Below are 26,515 nucleotides of genomic sequence, written 5' to 3'. Positions count from 1 at the left end.
ACCAAAAAAGCACTCAAAAAGCGTTTATGTTATATGTGCGCTTTAACAAGTTTATGTTCCTTAAAAGAATTGTTCAGTTTAGTGTTGACATACCAGAATGCTTGATGAGACAGGTATGTAGTGTTTCCGTTTCGTTACGCGTTTCATGAACGCTTTATGAGACAGGTATGTAGTCTTTCCGTTTCGTTACGCGTTTCATGAACGCTTGATGAGACAGGTATGTAGTGTTTCCGTTTCGTTACGCGTTTCATGAACGCTTGATGAGACAGGTATGTAGCCTTTCCACTTCGTTACGCGTTTCATGAACGCTTGATGAGACAGGTATCTAGTGTTTCCGTTTCTTTACGCGTTTCATGAATGCTTGATGAGACAGGTATGTAGTGTTTCCGTTTCGTTACACGTTTCATGAATGCTTGATGAGACAGGTATGTAACGTTTCCGTTTCGTTACACGTTTCATGATTGCTTGATGAGACAGGTATGTAGCGTTTCCGTTTCGTTACGCGTTTCATGATTGCTTGATGAAACAGGTATGTAACGTTTCCGTTTCGTTACGCGTTTCATGATTGCTTGATGAGACAGATATGTAGTGTTTCCGTTTCGTTACGCGTTTCATGATTGCTTGATGAGACAGGTATGTAGTGTTTCCGTTTCGTTACGCGTTTCATGAATGCTTGATGAGACAGGTATGTAGTGTTTCCGTTTCGTTACGCGTTTCATGAACGCTTTAAGAAACAGGTCACTAATGCTTCTGGTACAATACATGTTCCATGAATTTGTTTATGAGACAAGTAAACTTCTAACTAGTCTTCCATTTTCTTTTCAAAATAGAAGAAGAGTAAAACAGACATTTGGGGAGGACTCCTTTTTCATGCTAAAAAAGCTTTGGTATATAAGGGTATATATTTTTTGAAATTCATTCAAAAGTATATTAAAAAAACTTTATTTTTCGTATTAGATATTTTAGACTGATACTAAGTACCCGTTAAAGGTGACTAATTTGAAAGTGCGAGGTTAAGATGAGTAAATTAATTCCATTAATAAACAAAATTGAATCTATTAGATCAGCCATGATTTCTACAGCAGAGGAGAAAGGGGTTACTCACCCTCAAACCTTAAAATACAGCAGGGAGTTAGATAAACTAATTATTCAATACTATCAGTGTAGTACTAAATAATATTATTTTTATTAACTAATTGCTATTGGATAATAATTTGTGTAGCGTCTTTAAATTACACCTAAACATTTTTCGAACTCTAATGCTGGTTGTAATACTTTATTGAAAAACTTTGAATTTCCTAACCAATTTTCTTGGTTAGTTTTTTTTAACCTGAATCCCTTTCCTTTTCTTGAGTTCCTGAATGATATAAATCATCTCCGTCTTGATTTCTGAAGCTCTATCAAATTCAAAGGCATTTCTGGCAAATTTCAATTCTTCTAATAAATGGCTATATCTTTCTTTTAGACTTTCGGTCGTTTCGTCTGGTAACTTCATCATTTTCTTTAAATTAGGTTCTACTTTATACAACGTATTTCACCTTCCCCTACCATATATATAAGAAAAAGGTGGATACCAAAAAAAGGATATCCACCTTATAATCCGTTCCTTGGTTACCCCGGCTACCATGACATTAGGCCCGGTCATTAAACAATATCCCATTTTCACCATTTCGTTACCATTGTACCATATTCTTGTATTAATCGAGCCATCCCCCCTTATTTCGACAATAACGAGTATAAATGACCTATGTAGATTATTAAAAAATACTGCAAATAGTTGCGATCTATTAAACCATATAAAAAAACACTGCGCTCAGTATAAAAAGCACAGTGTTTTTTTAGTTCTAGTTCTATAGGTATTTACTAAACCTATATTGCAGGCTTACTTCACCGCATCTTTAAGTGATTTACCAGGTTTAAAAGCAGGAACCTTTGATGCAGCTATTTCAATTTCTTCTCCCGTTTGAGGATTACGTCCTTTTCTTGCCGCTCTTTCACGAACTTCAAAATTACCAAAACCTATAAGTTGAACGGACTCTCCTTTTTTTAATGAATCAGTAATAGATTCGATTAATGCATCCACTACTGCTGTAGCATCTTTCTTCGTAAGTTCTGTTTTTTCTGTTACTTCTGCCACTAATTCTGTCTTATTCATGTTAAAAACTCTCCTTTATTATGTAAATAAACCATTCTTTAAATGGCTAATATTATCATACACGATTTTACTCCCAAAGGAAATTATTGTCGTATATTGTTGCTAATTAGATCCTACCATACCGCTTCCACCGCAATAATGTGCTCATGGAAATATTCGCTATATTAGATACTTCACTTAAAGTAATAGAGGGATTTCCTCTAATAATAGATGTCACTTTTCTATATTCTTCATTATCCTTTTGGAAGCATTTAGGACAAATTTCACGTGTTCGTTTAATAAGTGCTTTATTACATTTCGGACAAGGTATGATATCCATTTTGTTTCCCCTTTTTTCTCACTAACGTTTTACAGAACCTTCTTCCCAATACATCCTTGGCTCTTTCATATTAAAGGACTGACTACAATTAACACATGCTATAAAGGGATCGTGAATCGGTATGCGATAACATATTTCCTGATGTACAAATGGCTTTGAGCAAATTTTACAGGAAGTTTGATAGCTTATTCTAATAGCTACACATTCTAAATGATCTATTTTAATTTTCTTCATTTACTCACCTCATACCCGATACGTTCTTTTCGTCCTAAGTTAACTATTAGAGTCGTAAATTATCCTTATAAGATAATTTGTCGGTTATTTATTTACAAATTAATACTATCTCTTTTGTACTTCCTTTAACGAGATAGGTGGATCAAAATAGTATCCTTGTCCTTCATCACATTGATACTTCTTTAGAATATTCAATTGTCTCTCCGTTTCTATCCCTTCTGCAAGTACTTTTAGTTTTAAATCTTTTCCTAGTCGAATAATTGTCTTTAAAATTGCTAAATCTCTATCGTCATACTCAATGTTACGTATAAACGAACGATCAATTTTAATGATATCCATTGGAAAATGCTTTAGGTAATTTAAGGAAGAGTATAAAGTACCAAAGTCATCTAAGGCGATTTGAACACCTATTGCTTTTAATTTGTTTAATTGTTCTACTGTAAACTCAATATTCTCTACAAGGGTACTTTCTGTTACTTCTAGTACCAAATTTGTTGGATCCATCCCAGTATCTGAGATTATTCCTTGAATCATCTCAACTAATCCCCGTTGAGAAAATTGAATGCTTGAAAGATTAACAGATAATCTAAAGCTTGAATAGCCTCTAGAGTTTAAGCTATTAATTTGTTCACAAGCATTACGTAAAACCCACTCACCAATAGAGACAATTAATCCTGTCTCTTCCGCAATACGAATAAATTTATTGGGCGGTATAAGACCTAATTTAGGGTGTTGCCATCTTATAAGTGCTTCTAATCCAACAGTGTTTTCATTCATTAAATTGATTTGAGGCTGGTAATGTACAACAAATTGGTTCTCTTTAATAGCCTGGCGAAGATATTTTTCTATCATCACCTGCTCATATAGTGTTTCATTAATGGAGGGTGTATAAAATACGTATGTATTTTTCTCTTCCCTTTTTGCTTTCTTCATTGCTATCTCTGCATTTTTCACTAGTGATTCCGAATCCGCACCATCTTGTGGAAAACAGCTTATTCCTATACTGGGAGTAACTAAGAACTCATGATTATTGACTTCGAAAGGGTCTAGAAATTTTTTCAAAATAGCTTCAATAACCATTTTAATGTCTTCGGAGTGTTCATAAGGGATTACACCAATAAATTTATCACTATTCCAACGTGCTAATATCCCTTCCTCATCAATACACTGGGATATCTTGTTGGATATTTTCTTCAATACCCCATCCCCAACTTCATAGCCACCGATATTGTTTATGACACTAAATCGGTCAAGATCAAAAAACACTACAGCGAAAGGATTGCCCTTTTCCTTTATGCGTTCTTCTAAATGACTTTTAAATTGAATGGCATCAGGTAATCCAGTAAGGAAATCTATGTTTTGTGAATGGCCCTTTTCAGCTTCTGATTTCTTGTAATCAATTACAATTCCCGCTAAACGGATATAAGACTCCAGTTTTTCCAATTCTACTGAAGAATGCAAATTTCTTTCTTTAAAATACAGAGCAAATATACCAACGACTTCTTTCATCGGTGAAAAAATGGGTATAGACCAACAAGATTTAAACCCGAATTGTAATGCTAAACCTTTATCATTTTTCCAAAATGGATGTGATGTAATATCTGAAACGACCACCGTTTTTCCATGGTATGCCGCAGGCCCACAAGACCCCTTTTCTGGGCTAATTTTCAAACCATTTATAGCCTCTATATATTTTTGTGGAAGGTTTGGTCCAACTGCATTACCTAGTTCACTTTGTTTTTTGTTTGTTAAGAGAATAACACCTACTGCACCTGGAACTTGTTCTTCTACTATATAGACTAATTCTTTAAGTACTTTGAATATGGAAGTATTGGTGGCAAGCATTTCTAAAATACGATTTTGAGCACTATACACTGTCTCTCTATGCTTTTTTTGTTTGCTTTTTTTAAACATTTTATAAACCACCTCTTCATTTCCATAAAAATAGCACACCCCGATTTAACACAGGATGTGCTATCCTGAAACGGTAACTGGCTGGCTTAGCCTCTGCTTTAGCCCCTATAGCTTTGCGTCACTATGTTTCCATAGTTTTGCCATTTTCATTTCAACTTTATTATTGTACTTTTGGAACACTTTAAATGATTTAATACTTATACTATACCAAATCAAACGTCATTTTTAAACAAAATATGACATTTTTCTCAATGGTTTTCTTTTTTACATATAAACGAAGATTTCGTGTTAGATTGAAAAGTTATTCATCATTTTATTTGGTTTTTTACACAAATAGACAATCCTAGCATTCATCCTCTTCATTACGCATTTGATATCCTGTTTCTTTCCCGTAAATAGAAGAATATTGTTCTAACTTGTCGGAAGTTAAACAATTCAAAAATCAAGGGATTGTTCTAAACCTATGGTATTGTTAAGGTGAAAAAAAGGTTTGGATATAAGGGGGAATCATTATGTTAGAAGCGTTGATTGACAGGTTTATTAAGCAAAAACACTATCAGCCGTCTCATGCCAATGAATTATTAGATTTACTCCAACGAGAATATATCCTCGGGTCCATTACTATTGTGGAATATCGGAATGTGTACAGAGAACTAAACGAACGGGGCGCAAGTAAGCCAAGCTAATTTGTTGTTGCGTTGCTCGAGAAACGGGTCCGCCTGTAACGGATTCAAATGAAAAACTTATCTCTTGTAAAAATCAATATAAAGGATGTATCAGAGGCCCTTTCCTTCGATTAACGGGTTCCGTTAACAATCGCAAACATTAAAAAAGTAGCTTAATTTGACTAGCAAATTGCAACCAATTTGTTAGTCTTTTTATGTTGTTATATAAAAGCCAAAAAACACCTTACTACATAACAACGGAATTAATATGTGAAGTATTGTACTTAAGGTTACGGGTAAGCAAAAGTAGAAGAAGTAATGTCATATAGTTTTTCTGTATTCTAATTCTCTAAAATATAAGCAATATGAGAAAATAAGAACTACAGGTATTATGGAGGGATGAATAATGGATTGGGGATTAGTACGTGAACAATTTCCCGATAAATTAGTATTAGTCGAAGCATTATCTTCTACCTCAAGAGATAGTATAAGAACAGTCGAAGAAATGTCCATCATTTCAACTTTTGACGATAATATGGAAGCATGGAAAGCATACAAGAAAACTCATAAAGAAAATCCAGAAAAAGAGTTATAGGTATTCCATACCTCTAAAGAAAAACCTGAAGTTATTGAAAAGTATTTCACTGGAGTCCGTGGGCAATGATGGAGCTAAGAGTTGAAGAAGGTCTATTAATAGCCAAAGTGAGTATAGAGTACCAAGGGATTGACTTTTCCCTTTTAGGAGTAAGTTATAAAGATTCAATGCATTATATAAACCTCACCGTCATCTTGACGGTTTTTTGTTACTCATTTTTTAATTAAGTCAGTGTTTATAAATAATAGATGTATGTGACAATCCGTACTTATACGGGCAAGCGTTAGTTAAATAAGAAATGTAGAAAGACAAAAAAATGCTCCCTTAAGTTAACGGGTTTACTTCAGAGGTGCAAACAAGTAATTCACAAGCAAAAACACATGCGATTTCACAGCAGGAATCACCTGTGTTTTTTTGATGTTATATCAGTGTTTTATAGTTAAACATACAGGAAATCACACAGTAATTCCCCCCCTATTCACGTAGGTGGAAATAAATATTTCCTTCTTGTGATTTCGATGTGATTTGCCATGTGAATTCTAATGTGAAAGAGAAGGTTTTGGATATTTGTGTTAAATTAAATGAAAGGAATACAAAGGTTTGTGAAAAGCAATGTACTTAAAGAAACGGAGAGTTTAGTGAAAGATGATATAATTAAATAAATCTGATTTTTTTTAAGGAGAAGTATAGTTTTGGATGCAAAATGTATTAAATTCTATGAATTCGGTAGCCCTAAAGATGTGTTAAGAATTGAGTCGAAAAGTATTGAACCACCAAAAGATAATGAAGTTCTAGTGCGAATGTTAGCTCGCCCTATCAATCCTTCTGACCTAATACCAATTAGAGGTTCATATGCTCATCGTATTTCCTTACCTAATATTCCGGGATATGAAGGGGTAGGTATAGTAGAAGATGTCGGTCCATTAGTTTCTCAAAATCTTATTGGTAAACGTGTTTCACCTTTACGCGGGGAAGGTACATGGCAAGAATTTGTTAAGACATCAACAGAATTTGTCGTTCCTATCCCTGATTTAATTGATGATTTTACGGCATCTCAAATGTATATCAATCCAGTTACAGCATGGGTAGTTTGTAAGGAAGTTATAAAATTAAGACCGAATGATGTTTTATTGGTTAATGCCTGTGGTTCTTCTATCGGGCATATTTTTGCTCAATTATCCAAGATTTTAGGTTTCCGATTGCTTGCAGTAACTAGAAATAATAAATATACAGATGATTTACTTTATCTAGGTGCCTCTTATGTGATAGATACGTCTAAAGTTTCCCTTAATGAAACGGTTATGGAATTAACAAATGGAATGGGTGCAGATGCTGCCATTGATTCTGTTGGGGGTTCTGATGGAAATGAATTAGCTTTTAGTGTCCGCCCTAATGGCAATTTCCTAACAATTGGTCTCTTATCTGGGATACAAGTAAATTGGGTAGATATTGTAAACAAGGCAAAAGTAAATGCAAACATGTTTCACTTACGAAATTGGAATAAATATGTCTCAGCAGATAAATGGCAAGAAACCTTTAATCATTTAATAAATCTAATAAGTAATAAAAAACTACGTTTAATGACGGTAGATTCTCATTATGATTTATTGGATGTAAAAAGGGCTATTGAAGTTGTTGAATCTTCTAAATTGACCAAAGGGAAAGTGTTTTTAACAAGCTATTGAGGTGAGTTTTGTTCAACTATAGGGAGCGATGATCCAAGAAGGATTACCGTTTTTTATATTGAAGTAATTGTACTAACGGTGCAGTTATGTGTAATAAGAATTCTTTAATATTTTTTCGAATCAATACATTTAATCTAATCATTTAGGGAAAATTTTAAATAAATTCGGTTATTATTGATAAGGAGAATTAATGTGAAACAAATAATACTATGGCTTATGTTTCTAATTCCTATTGCATCACTGGTGCTAATTGGTGACAGGACTCTCAGAAGATTTCTTCCAGTTGCATTGTTTGTTACTGTAGTCAACACTCTTTTTTATCAAGCTGCATATCATTACAATTGGTGGAGAGAACCTGGACTGTTTGAATGGGACAAAGTTGCAAATATTCCTTGGGTATATAGTGCTTATTTAGTAGCAACACTATGGATTTTCAAGTTTACATACGGAAAATTTATTGTTTATTTAATAACAAACCTAATATTGGATGGTGTATATGTATATTTATGGTATCCATTCCAACAAAAACTTGGATTAGCTTCAGGCGAAATGTCACCACATATGACATATATAATCATGATCGGAGTAGCCCTTTTAATATATGCTTTTCAGATTTGGTATGAAAAAGGTTTACAAAGTTATAAAGAGACTAACTAAAACTTTCATCATTTTTTATTAAACTAACGCACCCTGATATACTACATATAAGGAAGCGTTAGTTCGATAAGCAAATATGAAAACTACGGCACGAAGAATGTTCTTCGTGCCGTTTTTATATGCGAATTATACTGTGATTTCGGTTGTGAAAGTTGTGTGATTTAGCATGTGAAATCCCATGCGTTTTTCTGTTTTGCACCTCACTAGTAAACCCGTTACCCTTAAGCAAACAGATTTATTTTTTAATCTGTCTACCTTAAGGGGAGCATATCAAAAATATGCAAACTGAGCCATCTTTAAATTGAATTTCCACAAATTAATCTGCAATTACACAGTTACAAATAAGTCACCATGTTCCATTGTAACTTACAATTTTGCGATAGGATACGGAACCCGTTATCCTTCGATACATCCTTCTTTTTTATTCGTCTTGTTGGAGACTTCCCCTAGTTGGGGTATGAACTGCCCTTGTGAAGTCCTTTTCCGGTCCACCATGGCAATCTGCACAAGATTTGTCTTTGTTTTGTCTGTGAACGGATCCCTCTTCTTCCATGTAAGAAGGATTCAATCCATACAGCTCTGTTGTTTCGTTATGGCAGCTTAAGCAAAAATCCCGTTGTGCCTTAACCGTGTCTCTTGGGCCGCTCCAACTGAATTTAATACGATTCCCATCTTTATCCCTTTCACCATTATGGCCTAGTACGGAATTAATGAGCATCTCATTATTAGAGCCATGCCTGTTATGACAATCGTCGCAAGCAAGGTTGCCATTAAGGAGACTGCCATCTTTAACCCGGTCGTTTGTAATGAAATGTCCAGAGCTCGCAGCGCTTGCATCTTTATAATACTTCAAAATATCTGAAACGTTAGGGTACTGTTTTTGATAATCTGCATTGTGACATCTTACGCATAGAGAGTAATTCTCCGTTGACCCAAACATGACAGGATTTCCATTTTTATCAACGGAGTATGAATTTCGATTTTCGTATTGAAATAGGATAAACTCCCCATCCCCATACCTTTCAAAGCTATCATTTATATGACATGTTTCACATAGAGTGATTTTACTATCTATTTTTCCAATTCCTTCAGTATTAGGGTTATGAAGTTTGTCGTGGTCAAACGTGAAATGGCTTTGTAAATGATGTGTGTTACGGTTTCCCTCTACTGTTTGAACGTGGGGGTCATGACAAGATGAACATGTTCCTATCTTTTCTTCTCCCCCTTCCGTAATTAAAGTTTTATCATGAATATAGGTAGCATTCACATCTTGTGCCATTGGTGCCGCAGTCGTACCGTCATGACATGCCAGACAGTAGGCCTGAATCGGATCCATACTAACTCCCCCGTCAGGTTCTTGTATTGCTCCCTCCTTATTTTCCTCCTCTAAACGAGGCAGATCCATGTTTCCCTTAACTAGGTTTCTGCTATCTGCTGTATGTGTGCTATGGCATGTTGCACATGTATTTGTATTATTTGCAATTACTACATGGGCTGACGTTACCTTTCGTGATTCGGTCGTAAAAGACCAAATTCTTGGGTTGATATAATTACCTGCGATATCCTTTAACAATGGGTCAATGATCACTTCATATCTCGTATTTACACTCAGTACACCCTTCGTTGGTTCAAACCTAATTTCCCCTGTTTTTTCTTCAAAGGTAACTGTTCCTTCTATCACTTTATTCTCTTTTAGTACCTTCATCATCTTTTGAATTTCATACTCAGGGTCAATCTCTAACCCAACATAGTTTGCCGTTATGGCTTCGATCGTTATTGGAACCTGGGTTGCTTTATGTTTCGGTGTTACATTTGGTGTAATATAAGGTCGTGCAGTGTGATAAGTAAACATAAAAGGCTCTATTTCATCCGCTTCTTCCTTTGCAGGCAAAACTCGTTCATTTCCAGCAGCATCTATCGTTTTCAAATAAAAATAGTATTCTCCGTCCTCAAAATCTAATTCCATTTCTAATTCTTCTTTTATCTTCTCCATGGAGATTTCCCAGTTCCAAACACCGTTGTCATCTATGGAATCTTCTTTATCAGCAAGGATAATAACGGCTTCTGTATTCCCAATTTCTTTTTCTTCCTTAAATAAGTAAAATTCAATAGATGGCACAAAATCGGACTCAAACTCAGGCCCTAGTTCAATAGACGATTCCCACGTTCCTGAAAAAAATAATTGGTTAGTATACGAATGGTGCTCCGGGGTTTGAACAGTTAAAATAGGGGCTATTGTATGAATAACTAGAATTCTAGAATCACTTACGACATTTTCTATAGGCCCCTCTTCATCGTAGGCTTGAACGTAAAATTCGTATGTTCCGTCCTTCAAATTTTCTAATTCAATCTGCCAAGTCCCCTCTGAGAAGTTAAGTATCTTTATATTTTCTTCTGACACTCCTATCAAATGAAGCTCATACGGGGTATTTGTATACGTACCACTAACAAGCAATGTTTGTTCGTTTGTTAGTGTATAATTGTCAGGAGAATGAATCGTAATCGTCCCTTCACCTGTACCTTCACTTTGGGAAGTCATTTCTTTTTTTCCTTCTTCATCTTGTTCCTCTTTTCCTTCATCATTAGTGGATGGGTCTATAATATAATCTTCCGCTTTCAGGTCTTCTTCTGCCTTTTCGTCACTAAGACCTGTTCCATCCTCTGCCAACGTTATCTGAAATGATGGAGTAAAACCAGCTAGTAATAGAACGAAAATCAAGAAGAAAGATGAAATATTTCTAAACGATGGCTTCACCATGGTGACTCCCCCTTACCTACATGAAAAACACAATTTTACATGATTGTTTTACTTTCTCAACATAAAAATATGTTTTATAATTATAGAATATAGGGAACCGAGTCTCGATTCCCCATATTTAAATGAAAATTTCAAAACCGTAATACGTTGTGGACTAAAGTAAGGAACTCTGAAAGTTGCCTACTTTAGCTATTTATTTTTCTTGAGCTAACCATTAGTTGCAGCTAATGTGTTAGCTTTCTTTATCTTTGTGTGCCGTCAGAAGATCTTGGCATACCACTTGGAGCATCGCCAGTTTTCTGATCCGTATTTTTAAATGGTGTTGCCCTTGAGCTTTGGTGACAAGCAAAGCATGATGTCATATTGGTAAACTTCTTCAGTGCGGAAGAAGAGTTTTGATCCATCATGTAATTGATTGCTTCCTCATGGCTCTTATCACCACTTGCTACCCAATCCTCTACAGTCAACCCATTAGCATCCAACATAATCTCCACATCCGTACCGTGTGCATAGTGACAGCGGACACAAGAGAAACGATCAGAGTTTGCTGAGTGACGGTATGCAGCAGTGTCATCTCCCCATAGGGAACCTCCACTATTAGACCTCGACGTAAAGTAGTCTGTATGACAAGTCGCACAATATTGATTCATTCTTACCCCTAGGTTAGACGTTCTAAATGTTGTTGCATTTACAGTGTAACCAGCATTCGTAAACTCCGCTCTTCTATCTTCAGGAACAACAAATCCATCCCAATAAGCAGCTTGGTTCGTTTCATAGATTTTTAGATCACCAATCTGATCCACTACGTTTAAATCCATTTTTACAATGTACGGTCTAGCAACATTAGCTGTAATAGTGGATTTATTCAGGATTTCATTTCCAAATTCCGTTCTTGCTTGGAAATAACCTTTATCGAAGCTAACATATACATGCTCGTTTCCGTATTGGTAATTCGTTGAACCATCTATTATTCTTGTAAAATGTGGTTGGTTATGTGCTGGATACCCATATAACCAAGGACCAACTTGCTTCGTATTTCCGTTAAATAGCTCTAGTCTCACAAATCCGTCTACTGTCGTTCTTCTTAAATGCATTCCAGATGATTGGTTACCTACAGTTAAAGCCGTTAAATAGGTTCCCCCTTGGCTTGCTGGTGTGATTGCCATGTTGTTAGGGTTCGTGTGCAAGATGCGGTCACTATAAGATCCGTGTGGTGCGTGGCAGCTTGCACAGTTAAATGTTCCAGCCCATGAACCACTTCCATTTGGGTTCCCACCAGGAGCTGCTCTAATGGTTAATGTATCATTTGCCATGTGCACACTCATGTTGGTAGCATGGCTGCCCCCAAATGTTCCAGCACCATTGATGGAAGCATTCTCCCCTGTTTCAAAAACATTGTAAAATCCTAATGTACCGTCGTGACATGATGCACAAGTTTGATAAACACTGTCAGCAAATAACAAATATCTATCGGATGATGCTGTATGTGTTTGGTGGCAGCTTGCACACGAGTTCGTATTGTTTTGATAATATCCGTGAGTTTTATGACCATCGATAGCTTTGATTACTTCATCAAAATTATCCATTTCGTTAATACCACTTCCCGTATTATTTGCATTGGGATTTGGTGGATCCACGACTTCTCCGTCTATTTCCGCATTATGGTCTAGAAATAAATTTGGCGGATCTTGTACTGGATTTGCTAGTGCAACGGAGCTAAACACGATCATTAAAAACAACATGCCTAGTAAACTAAAACTAAACTTTTTCAACGCCTTCCCCTCCTCTTCTACCTCTTTTTTGTAATAGGAATATCAACTATTATGTTTGCTGCTCTCACCCCCTTCATGAAATTCAACCTATCTATTAACGATACATAACCACTCGCTGATTAAGTGTATCGGTAATAAAAATAGTATTTTGCTGGTCGATGAACAGCCCATTTGGTAAGAAGAAATCATTCACTCCTTGCCCCATTCCACCTAAGGTAAATAGCTGATTTCCATCTAGATCAAACCCATGAACCGTATGGGATAAGTTATTTACTACATATAACGTATCCCTTGCATCCACTGCCAGTCCCCTTGGGTTGACAAAGATAGAGTTACCAATGCCACCCTCTGAACCATTTATAACTCTAAGGAATTCACCTTCTTTGGTAAAAACTTGTACTCTATGATTTCCACTATCGGATACATAGATATTAGCTTCAGAGTCTAGTGCAATAGCATTAGGAGCAACAAATTCACCCGGTTCGGAACCACCATTTCCAAATGTTAATAGAAGATTACCAGCAAGATCAAAAACATAGATGGCATTGTTTTGAATGTCTGTTACATAAACTTTTTCGTCTACAATTCGTAATCCTCCAGGTGATCGTAAAGACTCTTCCCCTTCGAGGCCGGGCTCAAAATAGGAGATAAACTCTCCTTTATCTGTAAAAATGGAGATTTTTCCTGTATACATATCTGCTACATACAAGGTAGCCGTAGCTTGGTGAAAATCTAAACCGTAAGGAAATTGAAACTCCCCCTCCCCACTGCCACGTCCTCCGAAAGCAAATATGGTAGCTCCTAAGTTATCCAGTATCTGCACTTGATGATTATTTGGATCAGATACATAGATAAATTGTCCGTTTGTTGCAACATCCATTGGTTTTTCTAAGGGGTTATTAAAGTCACCATACAGTGTTCCTGTATATCTTGGTTCTTGGCCGATTGCCCCTAATCCTGGCATCGTTGGAATTGCCCTGGATTGGTTGGTGAAAATAAAGGCAAAAACAGCAACGGTTGTTAACACAATTCCAGCCATCATGATATAAACGTTTCTTCGTTTCATTCGGCAGCCCCCTCCTCTGCTTGGTTTCTTAATTCTGCTACCCTAGTCAAGCCATCTAATGCTTGGTTATTCATAGGGTCATATTGTAATGCCTCGCGATAAACCGTTTCAGCAAATTCATAATCTCCCGTTCGCTCTCCAACTAATCCAATGTGGTAAATAATATTCGTATTTGCTCGACTCAATTGATTAGCTTCATTAAGTACCTCTAACGCCTCGGCATACATTTCTAATTCAATATAGACACGCCCTAAATTCATAAACCCTTTATAATCAAGTGGAGCTAGTTTCGTGCATTCCCTAAAGGCAAACATGGCTTCATTTAATCGACCTTGTTCCAGGTAGATGATTCCTATATTTAAGTGTGCATCAAAATATTTCGGATCTTGGTTTATCACCCAATTCAATTCCTTTATTGCTTCTGAATAATTACCTAATAGGTAGTTCGTATACGCATAGGCAACTCTATGTCCAAGATTGTTAGGATCTAACTGCATCCTTTCTTCATAAAAAGCAAGTTGTTCCTTTACGCGCCTCATATCAAGGTCAGAGTCAACAAACATATTTCCAAAAGTTATACCACCACCGATGGATAGAAACAATGTCACGCCAAGTAGTAAAGCGGCTTGCCACTTTTTAAATACTTTCGGCTGTTTTTTATCCATTGCTTCTTCCATTTGGGAAATTATTTTCTCCTCTCGTTCATTCTCCATCTCCGTCTCCGTTTTCGTATTCCTCTTCTTCTCGTCCATCGATGTTATCCTCCTTAACGTTCTCTCGTTTTTCTTGAGGGGAAGTGTGACAGCTTAAGCATTTTCTTTCCACGTGACAAGTTAGACATGATTGTTCCACTGTTGATGCATTAGATACATCAATAGGGTGTTTTGTCCTCCACCGATCCCCGTGACTGCTTGGATGACAGGTTGAGCAATAAACGGCATTTTCTAATTTCGGATTATCTATTGGCCGTAATTCGTGACACGCTAAACAGTTAGCATCCTCTGAGTTGTAATTTGACCCATGCAGTTGAAAGAAAGCAGGTTTTTCATGGGAAGGAGGTCGTTCACTATGACAATCCACACAATATTGATTGTTTTTTGCATATTCAAAATGGTTTACGGTAAATCCACTTGTTTTTTCTCCAGATAAAACGAGTTCATATGTTTTGGTATTATCTTCGAACTGTTCTAACGGATCAGGGTCCATATAGCTATGACAGAAGATACATTCCCCACTGTTTTTTTCCATAAGCTTTCCATGGTATTCCATAAAATCCGGCTGTTCATGGGAGTCCGGATACATGCCCGTCGTATGGCAAGCTGCACATTCTAATGGTCCATCCCTTAGTTCGTGACAGTCCATGCACACTTTCATTTGCGGTTTGATTAATGGAGTATCCATCATGTATCGCCCTAAATCTCCTGTCCATCTTTCCCAATCTGTTTTATAAGCTGCTCCCCGCTCCACTACTTTTCCGTGGGCTACACCGTCATGACAGGTCACACAGGATACCCCTTCTTCCTCATGGATTCGGTGATCCATGATTAGGTCACCAGAAGTGGTCTCTTCCCGGTTGTTCATGTTATGACATCTGCTGCATGCATCGTTTGAGATGGGATAGGGACTGTGAATAATCGGCCGCTCTGTGCCTGTAACCGTGACATAAAGCTCCTTAAGGCCGAACAGCTTAGCTTCCACATAATTCACAAACCCAGGTTCTATATGACACGACACGCAGTCTATATTGCTGTGGGAGGACGCCTCAAAGGTATAATATTGAGGTGCCATACTATGACAGCTGGCGCAAAACTCATTCGTTGATGTTGCTTTCATCGTGCCGTAAGTTCCGAAAAATGCGATGACAATAAACAGGAGAGCGAATGTCAGAAAACGGTATTTTTTAAGTTGGTTATAGATCTGTTCCCCCATCTGTCATTCCCCTCCTTCGTAGTAGAATTACTCAACATCTAACCCCGTGCGGTGACAGTACCCACACGTCACATTCGTTGGTGCCGTAATATTTAAATTAACTAAATCTGTTTCTTCAATAACAATATCCTCTGCTTCGTCAAAGTCGTGACAAACTAAGCAGCGATTTACATCCTGTCTTGAATCGACTTCCTTTGCGTGCCCCGTTAACCAATAGGAACTCGTTTGGTGACTATCTGGACGTTCTTCATGGCAAGAGAAGCAGAAGCTGTTTTCCTTCGATAAGCTTTGAACCACATACACATCAGGCGTATAGTGTTCAAGGTTCGGTTGCTTAGAGTCAAAAAGGATGGTGTAGCTTTGCTGATTGATATTTTTTTGCCATTTCCCTTGATCGTGACAAGTCATACAACTGTCAAACGCATTCACTGCATCATCCCCGTGGTTATTAACAAAATTCTTTTTATAGTGATTTTCAGGAATATCTATTTCTAAATGACAAGTTGCACACTCCATAGAAATTTGATTCTCTTTCGGATTTTCACGTTGCTCTTTGATTCTTTCAAAGACCTCATAGATTGCCATGGACTGATTTTTTTCATGATCTGGAGGAAAAGACAAGGAGTAATACTTATCCTCCCAAGGGGTTTCCCCTTCGTTGTATCGGATATGACAGTCGATACACGTTCCCATGTTAGGTCTTGTATATTCCGTTGAAATTATTTCCTCTCCATTTTCCTCTGTCCAATAATCAAAGTCTTTCGATTCATTTAACCCCCGCTCCACTACTTTCCCGTGGGCTACCCCCGAGTGACACGTGACACATAGGATGCCTTCGTCTATATGACCGTTATGGTTTACAATTAAATCTCCTGATGCTGTAACATTCCTGTTCTGTGAGTGACACTCTTGACAAGTGACATTTGGAATAGGCTCCTTCTTCATAAAAATAGGATCCGGTATTTCCCCCAGCGTCACTTTATACATTTTAGGTGACGCGGCAACCTTACTCATTAAATAATTATCTAATCCTGGCTCAACGTGACAGTCCGTACAATATAATTCCTTGTGCGTTGTTAGTTCATGGGATATGGCTTCCGGTGGATGTACATGGCAACTTGCGCAAAATTGATTTGTCCCCGTAGCTTTCAACGCTCCATAAGACCCACCAAAGGCAAGAACTAAAAACACGATGATAAAGAAGGCTAATTGCCACCTATGGAGTGGATTGCGCCAGTCTATTTTTCTCCAAAGATTTTTTATTTTATCTCTTAATCTAACTTTCTCCGTTTCTTTCCTTTCATTCTCACTCATCCTTTACACCGCCCTGTCTCACTTCTCTTTTTTGTGTGAGTAGTTGTTACCTACATTATCAAACTAAAATGTGTAAAAATCTATAATGCAAACAGCTAAAATATCAAACAATGTGTGAAAGTGTGAATTTTATCACACCCTCCCGTTTGTGAACAATAAGGGGAACGTTGGTAATAAAGGGATTCAATACAGTATAAGCTTTTTTAAAAGTATGGGAATTGTGGTTAAATTGTGGGATTCCATTACACAATTCGGTTAAAGGGGGGACTAAAAAAAGTCCTATACAATAGGGGACTTTCCTATTTTTATGGTTAAAAAGGCTTAACATTTTCCCTAAAAGCTTTATAATAATAGAGTATATTGTTGAAGCGTGTCGAAAAATTGTGATCGAGGTGTCAATAATGGGGTTTTTACTGTTAAAGAGCAAAGTTTTAAATAGTACTCATGCCGTTTGTCCTACTTGTGGAGAAGAAAGTACCGTTGAGGAGTGGAATGAAATTGTCATAAAAACGTACGGGGAGCACAGTCCAGACATCCGATCAGCAGCAGATAAAAAAAGCTCCTTTCCATTCCAATGTCCGAAATGTTACTGCGGATATTCGGCACATTTGTTGGGGTTTAAAGTAAAATAAGATTTATAGATCCATGCAAAAAAAGTAGCCTTTGGGCTGCTTTTTTACTACACTAAGCGAAGATTTTTTCAAAATACACAATATATTCTGTTATTATTGTTTGCAATATCATGCAACATCAATAGGGGCATGAAACACTTCAAATTCCGAACCCTCTAATAATTGAAAGAGTTGGGCATGAGATATCCTTTGATGCTTTGATGCTTTGTGGATAGAGAAGGAGACATAAAAATTACCCCATCTATATACTCAATCATTTTATCAGAGTTATCTCTTAACTTATAAAATTCATCCATTGTCAAATTTCTTTTCTCCGGTGAACTCAATACACTCACCCTTTCATCATAAAGAGTATGCTTTCTTGTAATTATAGTACATTCTAGAATCTATTACACAAATAGAGTAGATAAACTCCTCAGATAAACTTATTACTCTTCTTTTACATTTACACTTCGGCACGTTTAGATCATCGAAGTGTCAATACTCCTCCTAACCTTTGACACTTCAACACGAGTCGAACAACGAAATGTCAATACTCCTCTTAACCTTTGACACTTCAACACGATTTCAACTACGAAATGTCAATACTCTTCTTAACCTTTGACACTTCAGCCCGGTTCCAACTACCAAATGTAGTTACTTAGTATTTAACTATATAACTTTCAAAGAAAAAGTTTAACACCTCCGAATCTTGCCCACACTGCTACATATATACGGGGGATGATTTCAATGAAGGATAATGGCGAGTTTTTTGTAGGACTCATGTGGGGAGTCATTTTCAGCATCCCATTATGGGTGTCCATCTTTGGCTGGATGAAGCTGCTGATCCAGTAAAATCAAAAAAGCCGATTCTTAAGGTTCAACTTAGAATCGGCTTTTTATTATATTGCTTTTGTAAGCTGCAGCTTTGCAGATAATGGATTGTAAAACATCTGAATGATTGGCCCGATGAATATGGCTACGATAATTGTACCTACACCAATCGGCCCTCCCACCAAAATGGCGAGGATGAGTGCCGTTACTTCCACAATTGTTTTGGATATTGTCATACTTTTCCCAGTGCGCTTTTGTACTGCTAGCATTAACCCGTCGATCGGATTTCTTGCAAAGTTTGCTTGGAGATATAATGCCACCCCTAATCCGATGATCACGATTCCCCCTAGGAGAAAGAATACCCTAACATACATCAATGATAATACAAATTCGGAAAAAACAACGAGCTGCCAAAAGTCAATGAGTAATCCTAATATGAACATGGTTAACATTCCAATTAATTCCGGTCTCTTCCAAACTATTAAGCTATTAATTAGTACAAGAAGAAATCCGATAATAAATACCCAGCTTCCTGTTGTTAATCCTACTCTTGAGGCCAACCCAACAAAAAAAGCATCCCACGGTCCAACCCCTAAATCAGATTTAATCATGGACATAACTCCCAAGGATAAAAACACCAAACCAAATATATAACAAAAAGTACGTATGAAAGCCGTCTTCATATATTACCACCTATTTCTACTAAATTTTGTTTTAGATCAATCACAACAAAATTCGAGCATTTCAATTTAATTTTTATTAACTCCCAGCTAGGTTAATGCCAAAAATCATATCTTATTATCTTACACCCATTTTTATTAAGAAACAAGGTCCTAGCTTGAGGAGGGTTTTGGTAAGTTCAGCCTCCATTGCGTTCCTTAAACGTCAAGCGGCTTCCTTGCAACCCCCCCCTCCCCTTAAGAAAACCAAAATTACCTTTTTTCACACAAAAGAAAACACCAACCGCATTAAACGATTGGTATTTCCGTTTCCATTAATGATTAACTGCTGTCTCTGTTGCTACTGGTCGGGCATTTAATATATAGCGCTCCGGGGCGTTGCCCACAAAGCGGAATGGGTAACAGGTGGATACGGTGAGGAGCTCCTCGTCGATGGTGTAATCGATCACCGTTCGGTCGTCTGCATCCACGATGAACGTCTCAAAAATCTCATATTGGAAGGTACCGTAGCCCATTCGGACTTCAAAAATATCTCCAACCTCTAGCTCCCCTAAATTGCGGAACACCGTGTCCCGATGGCCCGATAATAGGATTTGTCTTCCTTGTGTGGGGAAGGCCGTTCCTGTGAAATGCCCCACTCCCCGTGCAAGTTCGTCCTCATCGGTGCCAGATACGATCGGGAGCTCTGCTTCTAATCTGGGAATGGATAGAATACCGATGACGTCCCCTTGGCCAGGGTCGAAATCTGCCAACAGCTCAGTATAATCACCGGCTTCGTCTTCAAAGATAATTTTTTCACCGGATCCAACAACATCCTTTGCTACATTCAATGCTTCATTCTGTTGTGCGTTTGTTTCGTACAATTCATAACCAGCAAAACCGATGACTAGCAGTCCTGCTGTAATGAAAAGTATCCCAATCCATTTCCCCATACTGTCCCCTCACTCTATCACATTATTGAGCTCTTGATAAAAACTCGTTTACTTTGTTGACGACATAGCCGCTTCCCCCGCGGCCTTCTACGTTTTCTATCATCATTGTAACAAGAATGTCCTTATTTTCATAGTCCAAAGCTACGTACCAGCCGAGCTGTTCTCCGTCTTCTGCTTGCTGGGACTTCTTCAACTCTGCTGTTCCTGTTTTTCCAGCAATAGAGCGGTTGTGCCCTGGGTCTGTACGGTAGGCGGTTCCGTTGGTGTCCTCCACTACGGGCACCAGGCTGTCTAAAACGGTACCAGCTGTTTCAGGAGAGACAATGTTTTCCAACCAAGCTTCTCCCATTTCCTCATCACTGAATAAAACGGGCTGTACCACTGTTCCATCATTTACAAACATCGTGTATAGGGCCGTTAAGTGGAGTGGATTCATCAATACTTCCCCTTGCCCATAACCAGTGTCCCCTAGTAGAATGTCAGAGTTTAACCCCTCATTTGCGATCGTGGAGGCGTACATTGGGAAAGAAAATGGAATAGGGGAGCCAAACCCTAGTTTTTCCGCCCAGGCCTCAAAGGTGCTATCCCCAATAGCCAGTGCCTGTTGGGCAAAATAAATGTTATCGGAATACTTCATTCCCGTCTCTAAATCCACACTGCTTATATGTTCGTTCACCCGGGTAATTTGGTAGCTTCCCCAGCTGCTGTCCGGCTGCCACTGCCTGCCATTAATGGATAGGCTCTCGTTCGGGTCTAATGTGCCCTCTTCTAAACCGATGGCGGCCGTAAACGGCTTGAACACGGAACCGGGTGAATAGCTGTTTTGGAAGCGACGGTCGTAAAGGATGCTCGTATCCTCAAAGTTGTCGGCCCGTGAGTCCCTTATTCCTAAATATCGTATGTTTGAATCGAAGGATGGCTGGCTCACCAATGCCAACACTTCCCCGGTCATGGGGTTCATGACTACACCTGTTCCAGCATCGGACCCGAGGGTGGCTGAAAGCTGTGCCTGCAGCCGAGCATCGATTGTAAGGTGAATGTCCTCCCCGTGCACAGGCTCTGTTTTTAATACCACATGCCGTGTATTACCCTCCTCATCTAAAATGGTAACACTAACCCCCGCTTCCCCACGGAGAAGATCTTCATACTCTAGCTCTAACCCCCTTTTTCCAATGGTGGACTGAGCGTTATATCCCTTTCCTTCGTGCTTTTCCAGTTCTTCTGCTGTAATAGGGCCTATATGTCCAACAAGATGAGCAAGCTCGATTCCATATGGGTATTCACGGCCCTCCATGCTCTCCCATCCTGTACCTCTAGGAAGGTTGGCGAGCTCCTGGACCCTTGGATCATTCACAGGAACTTGGAAAGCCGGTGCCCTCCAATCGGGATTGTCTGGGTACTGGTTAACAATCTCTTGAACCGCTTCTACATCCATATCAAACAGTTCTGCAAAGGCCTCTGCATAGGCATCCACATCTTCCATCACTTCTGGAACCATCCAAATATCATAAATTTGGCCGTTAATGGCAAGCCCTTCCCCATTACGGTCATAAATTTCTCCTCGAACAGGCTGTTCTGTTGAAATGCGGATGCGGTCCGTTGCCTTTTCCATTCCTGCAAAAACATGATTCGGCAGCCATTGAACAAGCCACTTTTCCGTTTCGTTGTCGTTTTCATCTGTCTCCAGCACTTTCACAAGCTTAATTTCCGTGTCGTAATCTAACTCCCCTGCGATGGTAGGCATGGTCACTTGCACCGGATAGACAAGCTCTTCCACCTCGTCTAGATCTATCTCCTCTTCTTCAAAATCACGAGGTTCGTAGCTTACCTGAATGTTATCCACCCCAAGATCCCCGTAAACCTTCTCCATTCTTTCCTCAAGCGTCCACTCCTGGTTTTCCAAAACGTCCATGGATTCTCCGTTCATTACCGTTAACATTTCGGCAAATGCAAAGTTTTCCCAAGCCCGTATGTATGCTTCAAGGGTATCCTCTGGGTTGACTCTCTCGTCATCGGAACAAGCTGCAATAAATAGAATACTCATAATAACAAACACCGACAGAAATAAGTGCTTCTTCATCCATACCACTCCTCCGACTTGAATTCATTGGTTTTATTATAACTAATTTTGGAAATTGTTTGTTAAAAAAAACTTATTTAATTGGAATTTAAAAGCCATCAAGAGCCAGACTAACCTGACTCCTGATGGCCTCTACTTTCATTTATTTAAAAGCGTAGCAATGATGTAGTACCCTTCTGCCTTTGTGATATAAGGACTTTGAGAAAAATGAACCTCGTACTCCTCATTTTTGAAAATTTCGTTCCATTTATCTCCCACTTTAGGTATTGAACTAATCAGCTTTTCTGCTTTCCTTTTGGTGACCTTCTTATCGTATTTGGAATCTCTGACTTCCTCATGAACTCTTTTGGCAAACTTATCGTACTCTTTTTGATTCGATCTAGACAAAGAGTCTGCAATAAGTTTTGTAAATTCATTGACACTCATTTGCTTATCCGGGTTAAAGTCATTGTCGTAGCTTGCTTCCACGACCCCAAGGACCATTAACTCCCTTAGTGCGGGATAAAACCATTCCCCTTCATATGGGTAAGAAAGATCAAAAGGATAGAGGAGAGCTCCCTGATCCTTTAATACCGTTTGTAGTTCTTCGATAAATTTCTTATTTTTTGACAAATCACGGAATTCCTCGTTTTTTTCAATGGAGAGGGCTGCCGCTGTCCCTGCCGCCTCTGCAACAGATACGCCAGTCGGTACTACTCGAGCACTTCCCGCAGCAAGGGAGGAATATCCACTTGCTTTACTGGCCACTAGTAATCGATCCACCTCCAGTGGAACAATACTACGAAAAGGAATGGCATATTGAACGGGATTTACCACAACTAATTCCCCTTCCCCTTTATTACTAGCTTGTACATCTACTGGGTAGGAACCTAGTGCAATAGCATCCCACTGGTCCCGATTCTCCCAAACATCCACGATGGACAGCTGATACTCCGCCTTTATATGTCTCGATTCCCTAATGTACAATTCCTCGGGAAATGCTGCAATCGTTGCTTTTTCAAAACCAGGTAACTCACGCTGTAAAAATTCTAATATATGGTATGTTTCCCGTTTTCCTCGCTCTAGCCCCACTTCAATGGACTTTTCGTCAAAGGGATCCACACCAAAAATTTGTAATGCATTGATAGCCACCAAGCCATCCTTCTGCCTGGATATGTTTAACCCCCGCAGTCGAGTCTTCTCTTCCACTGGCTTATACTGTCTAATTGTTCCAGAAAATCCCCAGATAACGTTCTTATATTGCTCCGCTCCTTCTAACACTCCAAGTTGAGCCGCCTTCGTTACTCTGTCCCAGTCTACATTTTCAAATAACATGACAATAGTAGCGGACATGAACTGCCCCCTTTTCCCTATGTCCTCCTGTCCAAGGTAATAGGGTACACCGGCAAGGGCAGCAAGATCCGCATCAGCAGTGGAATCAATGAACCTTTTAGCAGTATAGGTCCTTTCACCACTCGGCGTTTTCACTTTGATAGCCTCTAACGCAGACCCAGATTTTACAGCCTTCTTCACGGTCGTTTCCATCAGAAGAGTGAGATTAGCTTCCCCTTCCACCATCTCGGAAAAAGCCTGTTCGGCCTCTTTCACATCGAAGGCTATAGGTGCTCCGATTTTATCGTGCCACTCTTTAAATATCCCTTGATTGATCCACTGTTTGTGTTGGTCCATACTAAGATCTAAGTAGTTTAAATGACCATACGTAAAGAGCCCACCAAGGTTTTTCCGTTCCTCTATTAATAAGGTCTTGGCCCCATTACGCGCTGCCGAAACAGCCGCAGCCACCCCCTCCGGCTCCCCCCCAACCACAATCACATCGTAATCATAATCCTCAGCGAATGTCCCTTGCATGGTAATAAAGAAAGATAACGAAAGAAGAATCAGGTAAAGTAATTTTTTCATCGTTTTCCGCACCTCCTAAACTCCTATTATCCTTCCAATTATTACAATTACTTATGTGGAAATAATTTGACAATTTAAAAAGCAACTCAAGGGGCGATTTGAGTTGCTTCCTTATGTCCTTCTTGATTTCCAAAACACCCAAAGGGAAATTCCGATGACTCCACCAATGGAATCCAGGATGACGTCTTCCACCATTCCAGAACGGTTTGGATGAAGCATTTGGCGGAATTCATCAATACCTGCGTAAATGGTGACGAAAAGCCAAGCGTAGATGGCACAGTGTGCTCGCTTTTTTAGGAATTGATTAAGGAGTCTGTAGGCTAATATCCCTAATACAGCAAAGACAAATAAATGAGCCCCTTTTCGGATAAAAAATTCGATGAATGCCTCTGGGGATCGTGTTTGTAAGCTCACCACGGAATCGCCGTATTGAAAAGAGACCCACCAAAATAATGACTCTACCCAATCGAGTGGGAGCCCTTGAAGGATTGGCTGAACATTTTGGTCCTCATACGATTGGGAAGAAGAATAGTGTATTAATCCGACCCATGCTGCGAATGGTAATATATAGTGAATAAGTAACCGTCTTTTTTCTTTCGTAAACAATTTTATTGCCCCTTTTCTTTTTTTCAAGCTACGTACTATTTTACTATACTTTAGCCCTGATCTTCATCAAAAGAAGTAAGTATTGACAGTTGGTTGTTGTAATCCGTTTGAAGTGTCAAAGCTTTAGGGAAGTATTGACACTTCGGTGTTCGAACCGCACTGAAGTGTCAAAGCCTTAGGAAAGTTTTTATGCGTCAAGACAACTCGTAGCTATTTCGTGAATCCTCTCTTGTCGCTGGAGTCGCCGCCTTTCGCTTCATCAAGCTTTTTTTAAGGCTCTGTTAAATTTTGATGTTGATTTTCGCTTCAGATACTCCCTTTCCGCGGGCAACGCTTCAGCCCCCTCGTCCCTGCGGGGTCTTCAGCCGTTGCTTTTCCCGCAGGAGTCTCGTATCTTACTCTTCAAACAACTATGTTAAAAAATTCAACATTATCCTTTAACAGAGCTTTTTTAAAAAAAGCAATATCATTTAAGAAAACAGTCTTCCAAAAGAGAGGAGAATAAACATGACATCTAGTCCGTGGAAGGTGCTTCAATCAGAGGAAATTAATGTCCACCGGTTTAACATTACAAAGGAGCAAATCGAGCTTCCGAACGAGGAGGAGATTACCTTCTCCTACATCAACTTCCACCACGGGATATGCGTGCTGGCGTTGACGCCTGAGTTGGAGGTTGTCCTATTAAAGGAATACCGCCATGCGGTGAAAACATGGGAGTGGCAGCTGCCATCGGGAATGATCGAGGAAGGGGAGGATCCAGGGGAGGCAGCCAAACGAGAGTTACTGGAAGAAACGGGTTATGAAGCTGGCCGTTGGATATCGTTGGGGGAATTCCACCCATCACCTGGATCTACATCGGAAACCATCCACCTCTTTACCGCTATGGATGCTGAAAAAAAGTCGGAAAAACATTTGGAGTCCAGCGAAGAAATCGACGTTCATTTGATGGATTGGCAACAGGTGCTAGACTTAGTTAGTTCAGGAGAGTTCAAGCACGGCGGCGGATTGGCTGCTATCTTGAAGTATTTGTTGATCGTGGACAAAGGTGCTGCAGAACCTCTGGACTAATTGAGGGAATACCCCCTGGGAAAATTGGTAAGGATGAGTGAGGTAATCATATTTAATATAGCAGGGGGTTTTTCGTGTGAAAATCGGAATTGTCTTATCTGCCGTTATGGTGGTTCTAGGGTTGACCGCTGTGATCGGGGGCCAATTTGTGGATAGGGGTAACCTTAAGGAACAAATGGAAAAGGAGCTTTCTTTTGAAGGAAATGAGGCAGCTGTTAGTGACGTTATAGTTGAAGGGGATGTGCTTGATTCTGAATGGACGCCGTTGTTGGAGGGCTTGAAGTCTTTCGATGACTTTCAAGATATGACCAGCGATGGAGAAGCTGTAGTTGCAAGTGCCTCACAAATTAAAGACGAATATGAGGAAAAATTTAGCAACCTGCAGGAAGAAGCCATCGCACTCATTAGGGACTTAGTGGATGAAGCCATCGCTGACTATCAGGAAAAAGCAGCTAATGATGAGGGCATCTCCCTATGGTATTTCTACCGAACCTACTATGGAACAGCACGAGACATTGAAGCTCAAATCGACGAGCGGTTTTATACGAAATATGCGGAGCTGGAGTCGGAGTTAGCTGCAAACGGCCATTCATTAACGAAAGCGGAGACCTTTCGAAATAAGTATGAGGAAACGAAAAGTGAACTGTTGAATACGTTCATATCTATGGTGTTTTAGAAGAAGATACTGTCTGGTGGTCGCCAGTGGAATGGCTTTCGCGACATTTTGGTCCCTATTCTATTC

The 26,515-nt window shown here is 39.1% G+C and carries 23 protein-coding genes and 1 riboswitch; of the genes, 8 read left to right on the top strand and 15 right to left on the bottom strand.

Features of this window, described 5'->3' with window-relative positions; all coding sequences use genetic code 11:
• Positions 1-1,018 precede the first annotated feature (1,018 nt).
• Positions 1,019-1,177: an aspartyl-phosphate phosphatase Spo0E family protein gene (locus tag J2S74_RS20005; RefSeq protein WP_307329189.1), complete on the top strand. Its 159-nt coding sequence runs from the start codon at positions 1,019-1,021 to the stop codon at positions 1,175-1,177.
• A gap of 138 nt (positions 1,178-1,315) precedes the next feature.
• On the opposite strand, the gene J2S74_RS20000 is transcribed toward J2S74_RS20005, so the two are convergent.
• From J2S74_RS20000 to J2S74_RS19985, 4 genes are all read right to left on the bottom strand, one after another.
• Positions 1,316-1,528, bottom strand: a complete 213-nt coding sequence (locus tag J2S74_RS20000) for a hypothetical protein (RefSeq protein WP_307329186.1) — start codon at positions 1,526-1,528, stop codon at positions 1,316-1,318.
• Positions 1,529-1,882: 354 nt separating this feature from the next.
• Positions 1,883-2,155, bottom strand: a complete 273-nt coding sequence (gene hbs / locus J2S74_RS19995; RefSeq protein ID WP_307329183.1) for a non-specific DNA-binding protein Hbs — start codon at positions 2,153-2,155, stop codon at positions 1,883-1,885.
• A gap of 106 nt (positions 2,156-2,261) precedes the next feature.
• A complete protein-coding gene (locus J2S74_RS19990) occupies positions 2,262-2,474 on the bottom strand; it encodes a hypothetical protein (RefSeq protein ID WP_307329181.1) in 213 nt (70 codons plus the stop codon).
• A gap of 339 nt (positions 2,475-2,813) precedes the next feature.
• Positions 2,814-4,622 carry a sensor domain-containing phosphodiesterase gene (locus tag J2S74_RS19985; RefSeq protein ID WP_307329178.1) on the bottom strand — a complete coding sequence of 603 codons (1,809 nt, stop codon included), beginning with the start codon at positions 4,620-4,622 and terminating at the stop codon, positions 2,814-2,816.
• A 69-nt stretch (positions 4,623-4,691) separates the two neighbouring features.
• Positions 4,692-4,774: riboswitch (cyclic di-GMP riboswitch) on the bottom strand.
• A 360-nt stretch (positions 4,775-5,134) separates the two neighbouring features.
• On the opposite strand from J2S74_RS19985, the gene yppF reads away from it, so the two are divergent.
• The 4 genes from yppF to J2S74_RS19965 all read left to right on the top strand — a co-directional run bounded on the left by yppF (position 5,135) and on the right by J2S74_RS19965 (position 8,224).
• Complete coding sequence (yppF, locus tag J2S74_RS19980; RefSeq protein WP_307329176.1) at positions 5,135-5,308, top strand: YppF family protein; 174 nt, start codon at positions 5,135-5,137, stop codon at positions 5,306-5,308.
• A 385-nt stretch (positions 5,309-5,693) separates the two neighbouring features.
• Positions 5,694-5,882 carry a hypothetical protein gene (locus J2S74_RS19975; RefSeq protein ID WP_307329174.1) on the top strand — a complete coding sequence of 63 codons (189 nt, stop codon included), beginning with the start codon at positions 5,694-5,696 and terminating at the stop codon, positions 5,880-5,882.
• Between the two features lie 692 nt (positions 5,883-6,574).
• Entirely contained in the window at positions 6,575-7,567 is a 993-nt protein-coding gene (locus J2S74_RS19970; RefSeq protein WP_307329173.1) for a zinc-dependent alcohol dehydrogenase family protein, read from the top strand.
• 192 nt (positions 7,568-7,759) lie between these two features.
• Positions 7,760-8,224, top strand: coding sequence for a hypothetical protein (locus J2S74_RS19965; RefSeq protein WP_307329170.1), 465 nt, complete (start codon positions 7,760-7,762; stop codon positions 8,222-8,224).
• Between the two features lie 421 nt (positions 8,225-8,645).
• Here the strand turns inward: J2S74_RS19965 and J2S74_RS19960 are convergent, their stop codons facing one another.
• From J2S74_RS19960 to J2S74_RS19935, 6 genes are all read right to left on the bottom strand, one after another.
• Complete coding sequence (locus J2S74_RS19960) at positions 8,646-10,982, bottom strand: multiheme c-type cytochrome (protein ID WP_307329168.1); 2,337 nt, start codon at positions 10,980-10,982, stop codon at positions 8,646-8,648.
• 242 nt (positions 10,983-11,224) lie between these two features.
• Positions 11,225-12,754 carry a cytochrome c3 family protein gene (locus J2S74_RS19955; protein WP_307329165.1) on the bottom strand — a complete coding sequence of 510 codons (1,530 nt, stop codon included), beginning with the start codon at positions 12,752-12,754 and terminating at the stop codon, positions 11,225-11,227.
• A 94-nt stretch (positions 12,755-12,848) separates the two neighbouring features.
• A complete protein-coding gene (locus J2S74_RS19950) occupies positions 12,849-13,820 on the bottom strand; it encodes a 6-bladed beta-propeller (RefSeq protein ID WP_307329162.1) in 972 nt (323 codons plus the stop codon).
• Positions 13,817-14,572 (bottom strand): tetratricopeptide repeat protein, encoded by a 756-nt coding sequence (locus J2S74_RS19945; protein ID WP_307329159.1) that lies wholly within the window; start codon positions 14,570-14,572, stop codon positions 13,817-13,819. The genes J2S74_RS19950 and J2S74_RS19945 overlap by 4 nt, the downstream gene beginning before the upstream one ends.
• On the bottom strand, positions 14,523-15,749 hold the full coding sequence (locus J2S74_RS19940; protein WP_307329157.1) for a cytochrome c3 family protein: 1,227 nt from the start codon (positions 15,747-15,749) through the stop codon (positions 14,523-14,525). The genes J2S74_RS19945 and J2S74_RS19940 overlap by 50 nt, the downstream gene beginning before the upstream one ends.
• A gap of 27 nt (positions 15,750-15,776) precedes the next feature.
• Complete coding sequence (locus tag J2S74_RS19935) at positions 15,777-17,063, bottom strand: cytochrome c3 family protein (protein WP_307329155.1); 1,287 nt, start codon at positions 17,061-17,063, stop codon at positions 15,777-15,779.
• 401 nt (positions 17,064-17,464) lie between these two features.
• Here J2S74_RS19935 and J2S74_RS19930 point away from each other — a divergent pair, with 401 nt between their 5' ends.
• Positions 17,465-17,695 (top strand): CpXC domain-containing protein, encoded by a 231-nt coding sequence (locus J2S74_RS19930; protein WP_307329152.1) that lies wholly within the window; start codon positions 17,465-17,467, stop codon positions 17,693-17,695.
• An 881-nt stretch (positions 17,696-18,576) separates the two neighbouring features.
• Here J2S74_RS19930 and J2S74_RS19925 read toward each other — a convergent pair.
• The 5 genes from J2S74_RS19925 to J2S74_RS19905 form a co-directional block, all read right to left on the bottom strand.
• Entirely contained in the window at positions 18,577-19,191 is a 615-nt protein-coding gene (locus tag J2S74_RS19925; RefSeq protein WP_503128591.1) for a YczE/YyaS/YitT family protein, read from the bottom strand.
• A 311-nt stretch (positions 19,192-19,502) separates the two neighbouring features.
• Positions 19,503-20,120 (bottom strand): class D sortase, LPxTATN-specific, encoded by a 618-nt coding sequence (gene srtD, locus J2S74_RS19920; RefSeq protein ID WP_307329149.1) that lies wholly within the window; start codon positions 20,118-20,120, stop codon positions 19,503-19,505.
• Positions 20,121-20,142: 22 nt separating this feature from the next.
• The gene (locus J2S74_RS19915) at positions 20,143-22,200 is read right to left on the bottom strand and encodes a penicillin-binding transpeptidase domain-containing protein (protein ID WP_307329146.1); all 2,058 of its coding nucleotides are present in this window, start codon (positions 22,198-22,200) and stop codon (positions 20,143-20,145) included.
• A 138-nt stretch (positions 22,201-22,338) separates the two neighbouring features.
• Positions 22,339-24,099: an FAD-dependent oxidoreductase gene (locus J2S74_RS19910; protein ID WP_307329144.1), complete on the bottom strand. Its 1,761-nt coding sequence runs from the start codon at positions 24,097-24,099 to the stop codon at positions 22,339-22,341.
• Between the two features lie 111 nt (positions 24,100-24,210).
• Entirely contained in the window at positions 24,211-24,705 is a 495-nt protein-coding gene (locus J2S74_RS19905) for a VanZ family protein (RefSeq protein ID WP_307329142.1), read from the bottom strand.
• Between the two features lie 507 nt (positions 24,706-25,212).
• On the opposite strand from J2S74_RS19905, the gene J2S74_RS19900 reads away from it, so the two are divergent.
• The gene (locus J2S74_RS19900) at positions 25,213-25,773 is read left to right on the top strand and encodes an NUDIX hydrolase (RefSeq protein WP_307329139.1); all 561 of its coding nucleotides are present in this window, start codon (positions 25,213-25,215) and stop codon (positions 25,771-25,773) included.
• Positions 25,774-25,849: 76 nt separating this feature from the next.
• Positions 25,850-26,449 (top strand): hypothetical protein, encoded by a 600-nt coding sequence (locus tag J2S74_RS19895; RefSeq protein ID WP_307329136.1) that lies wholly within the window; start codon positions 25,850-25,852, stop codon positions 26,447-26,449.
• Positions 26,450-26,515: the final 66 nt, after the last annotated feature.

Source organism: Evansella vedderi, from assembly GCF_030813435.1.
Taxonomy (GTDB): Bacteria; Bacillota; Bacilli; order Bacillales; family Salisediminibacteriaceae; genus Evansella; species Evansella vedderi.
Note: the sequence above shows the minus strand (reverse complement) of the source record. Positions and strands in the feature narration are given on the sequence as shown.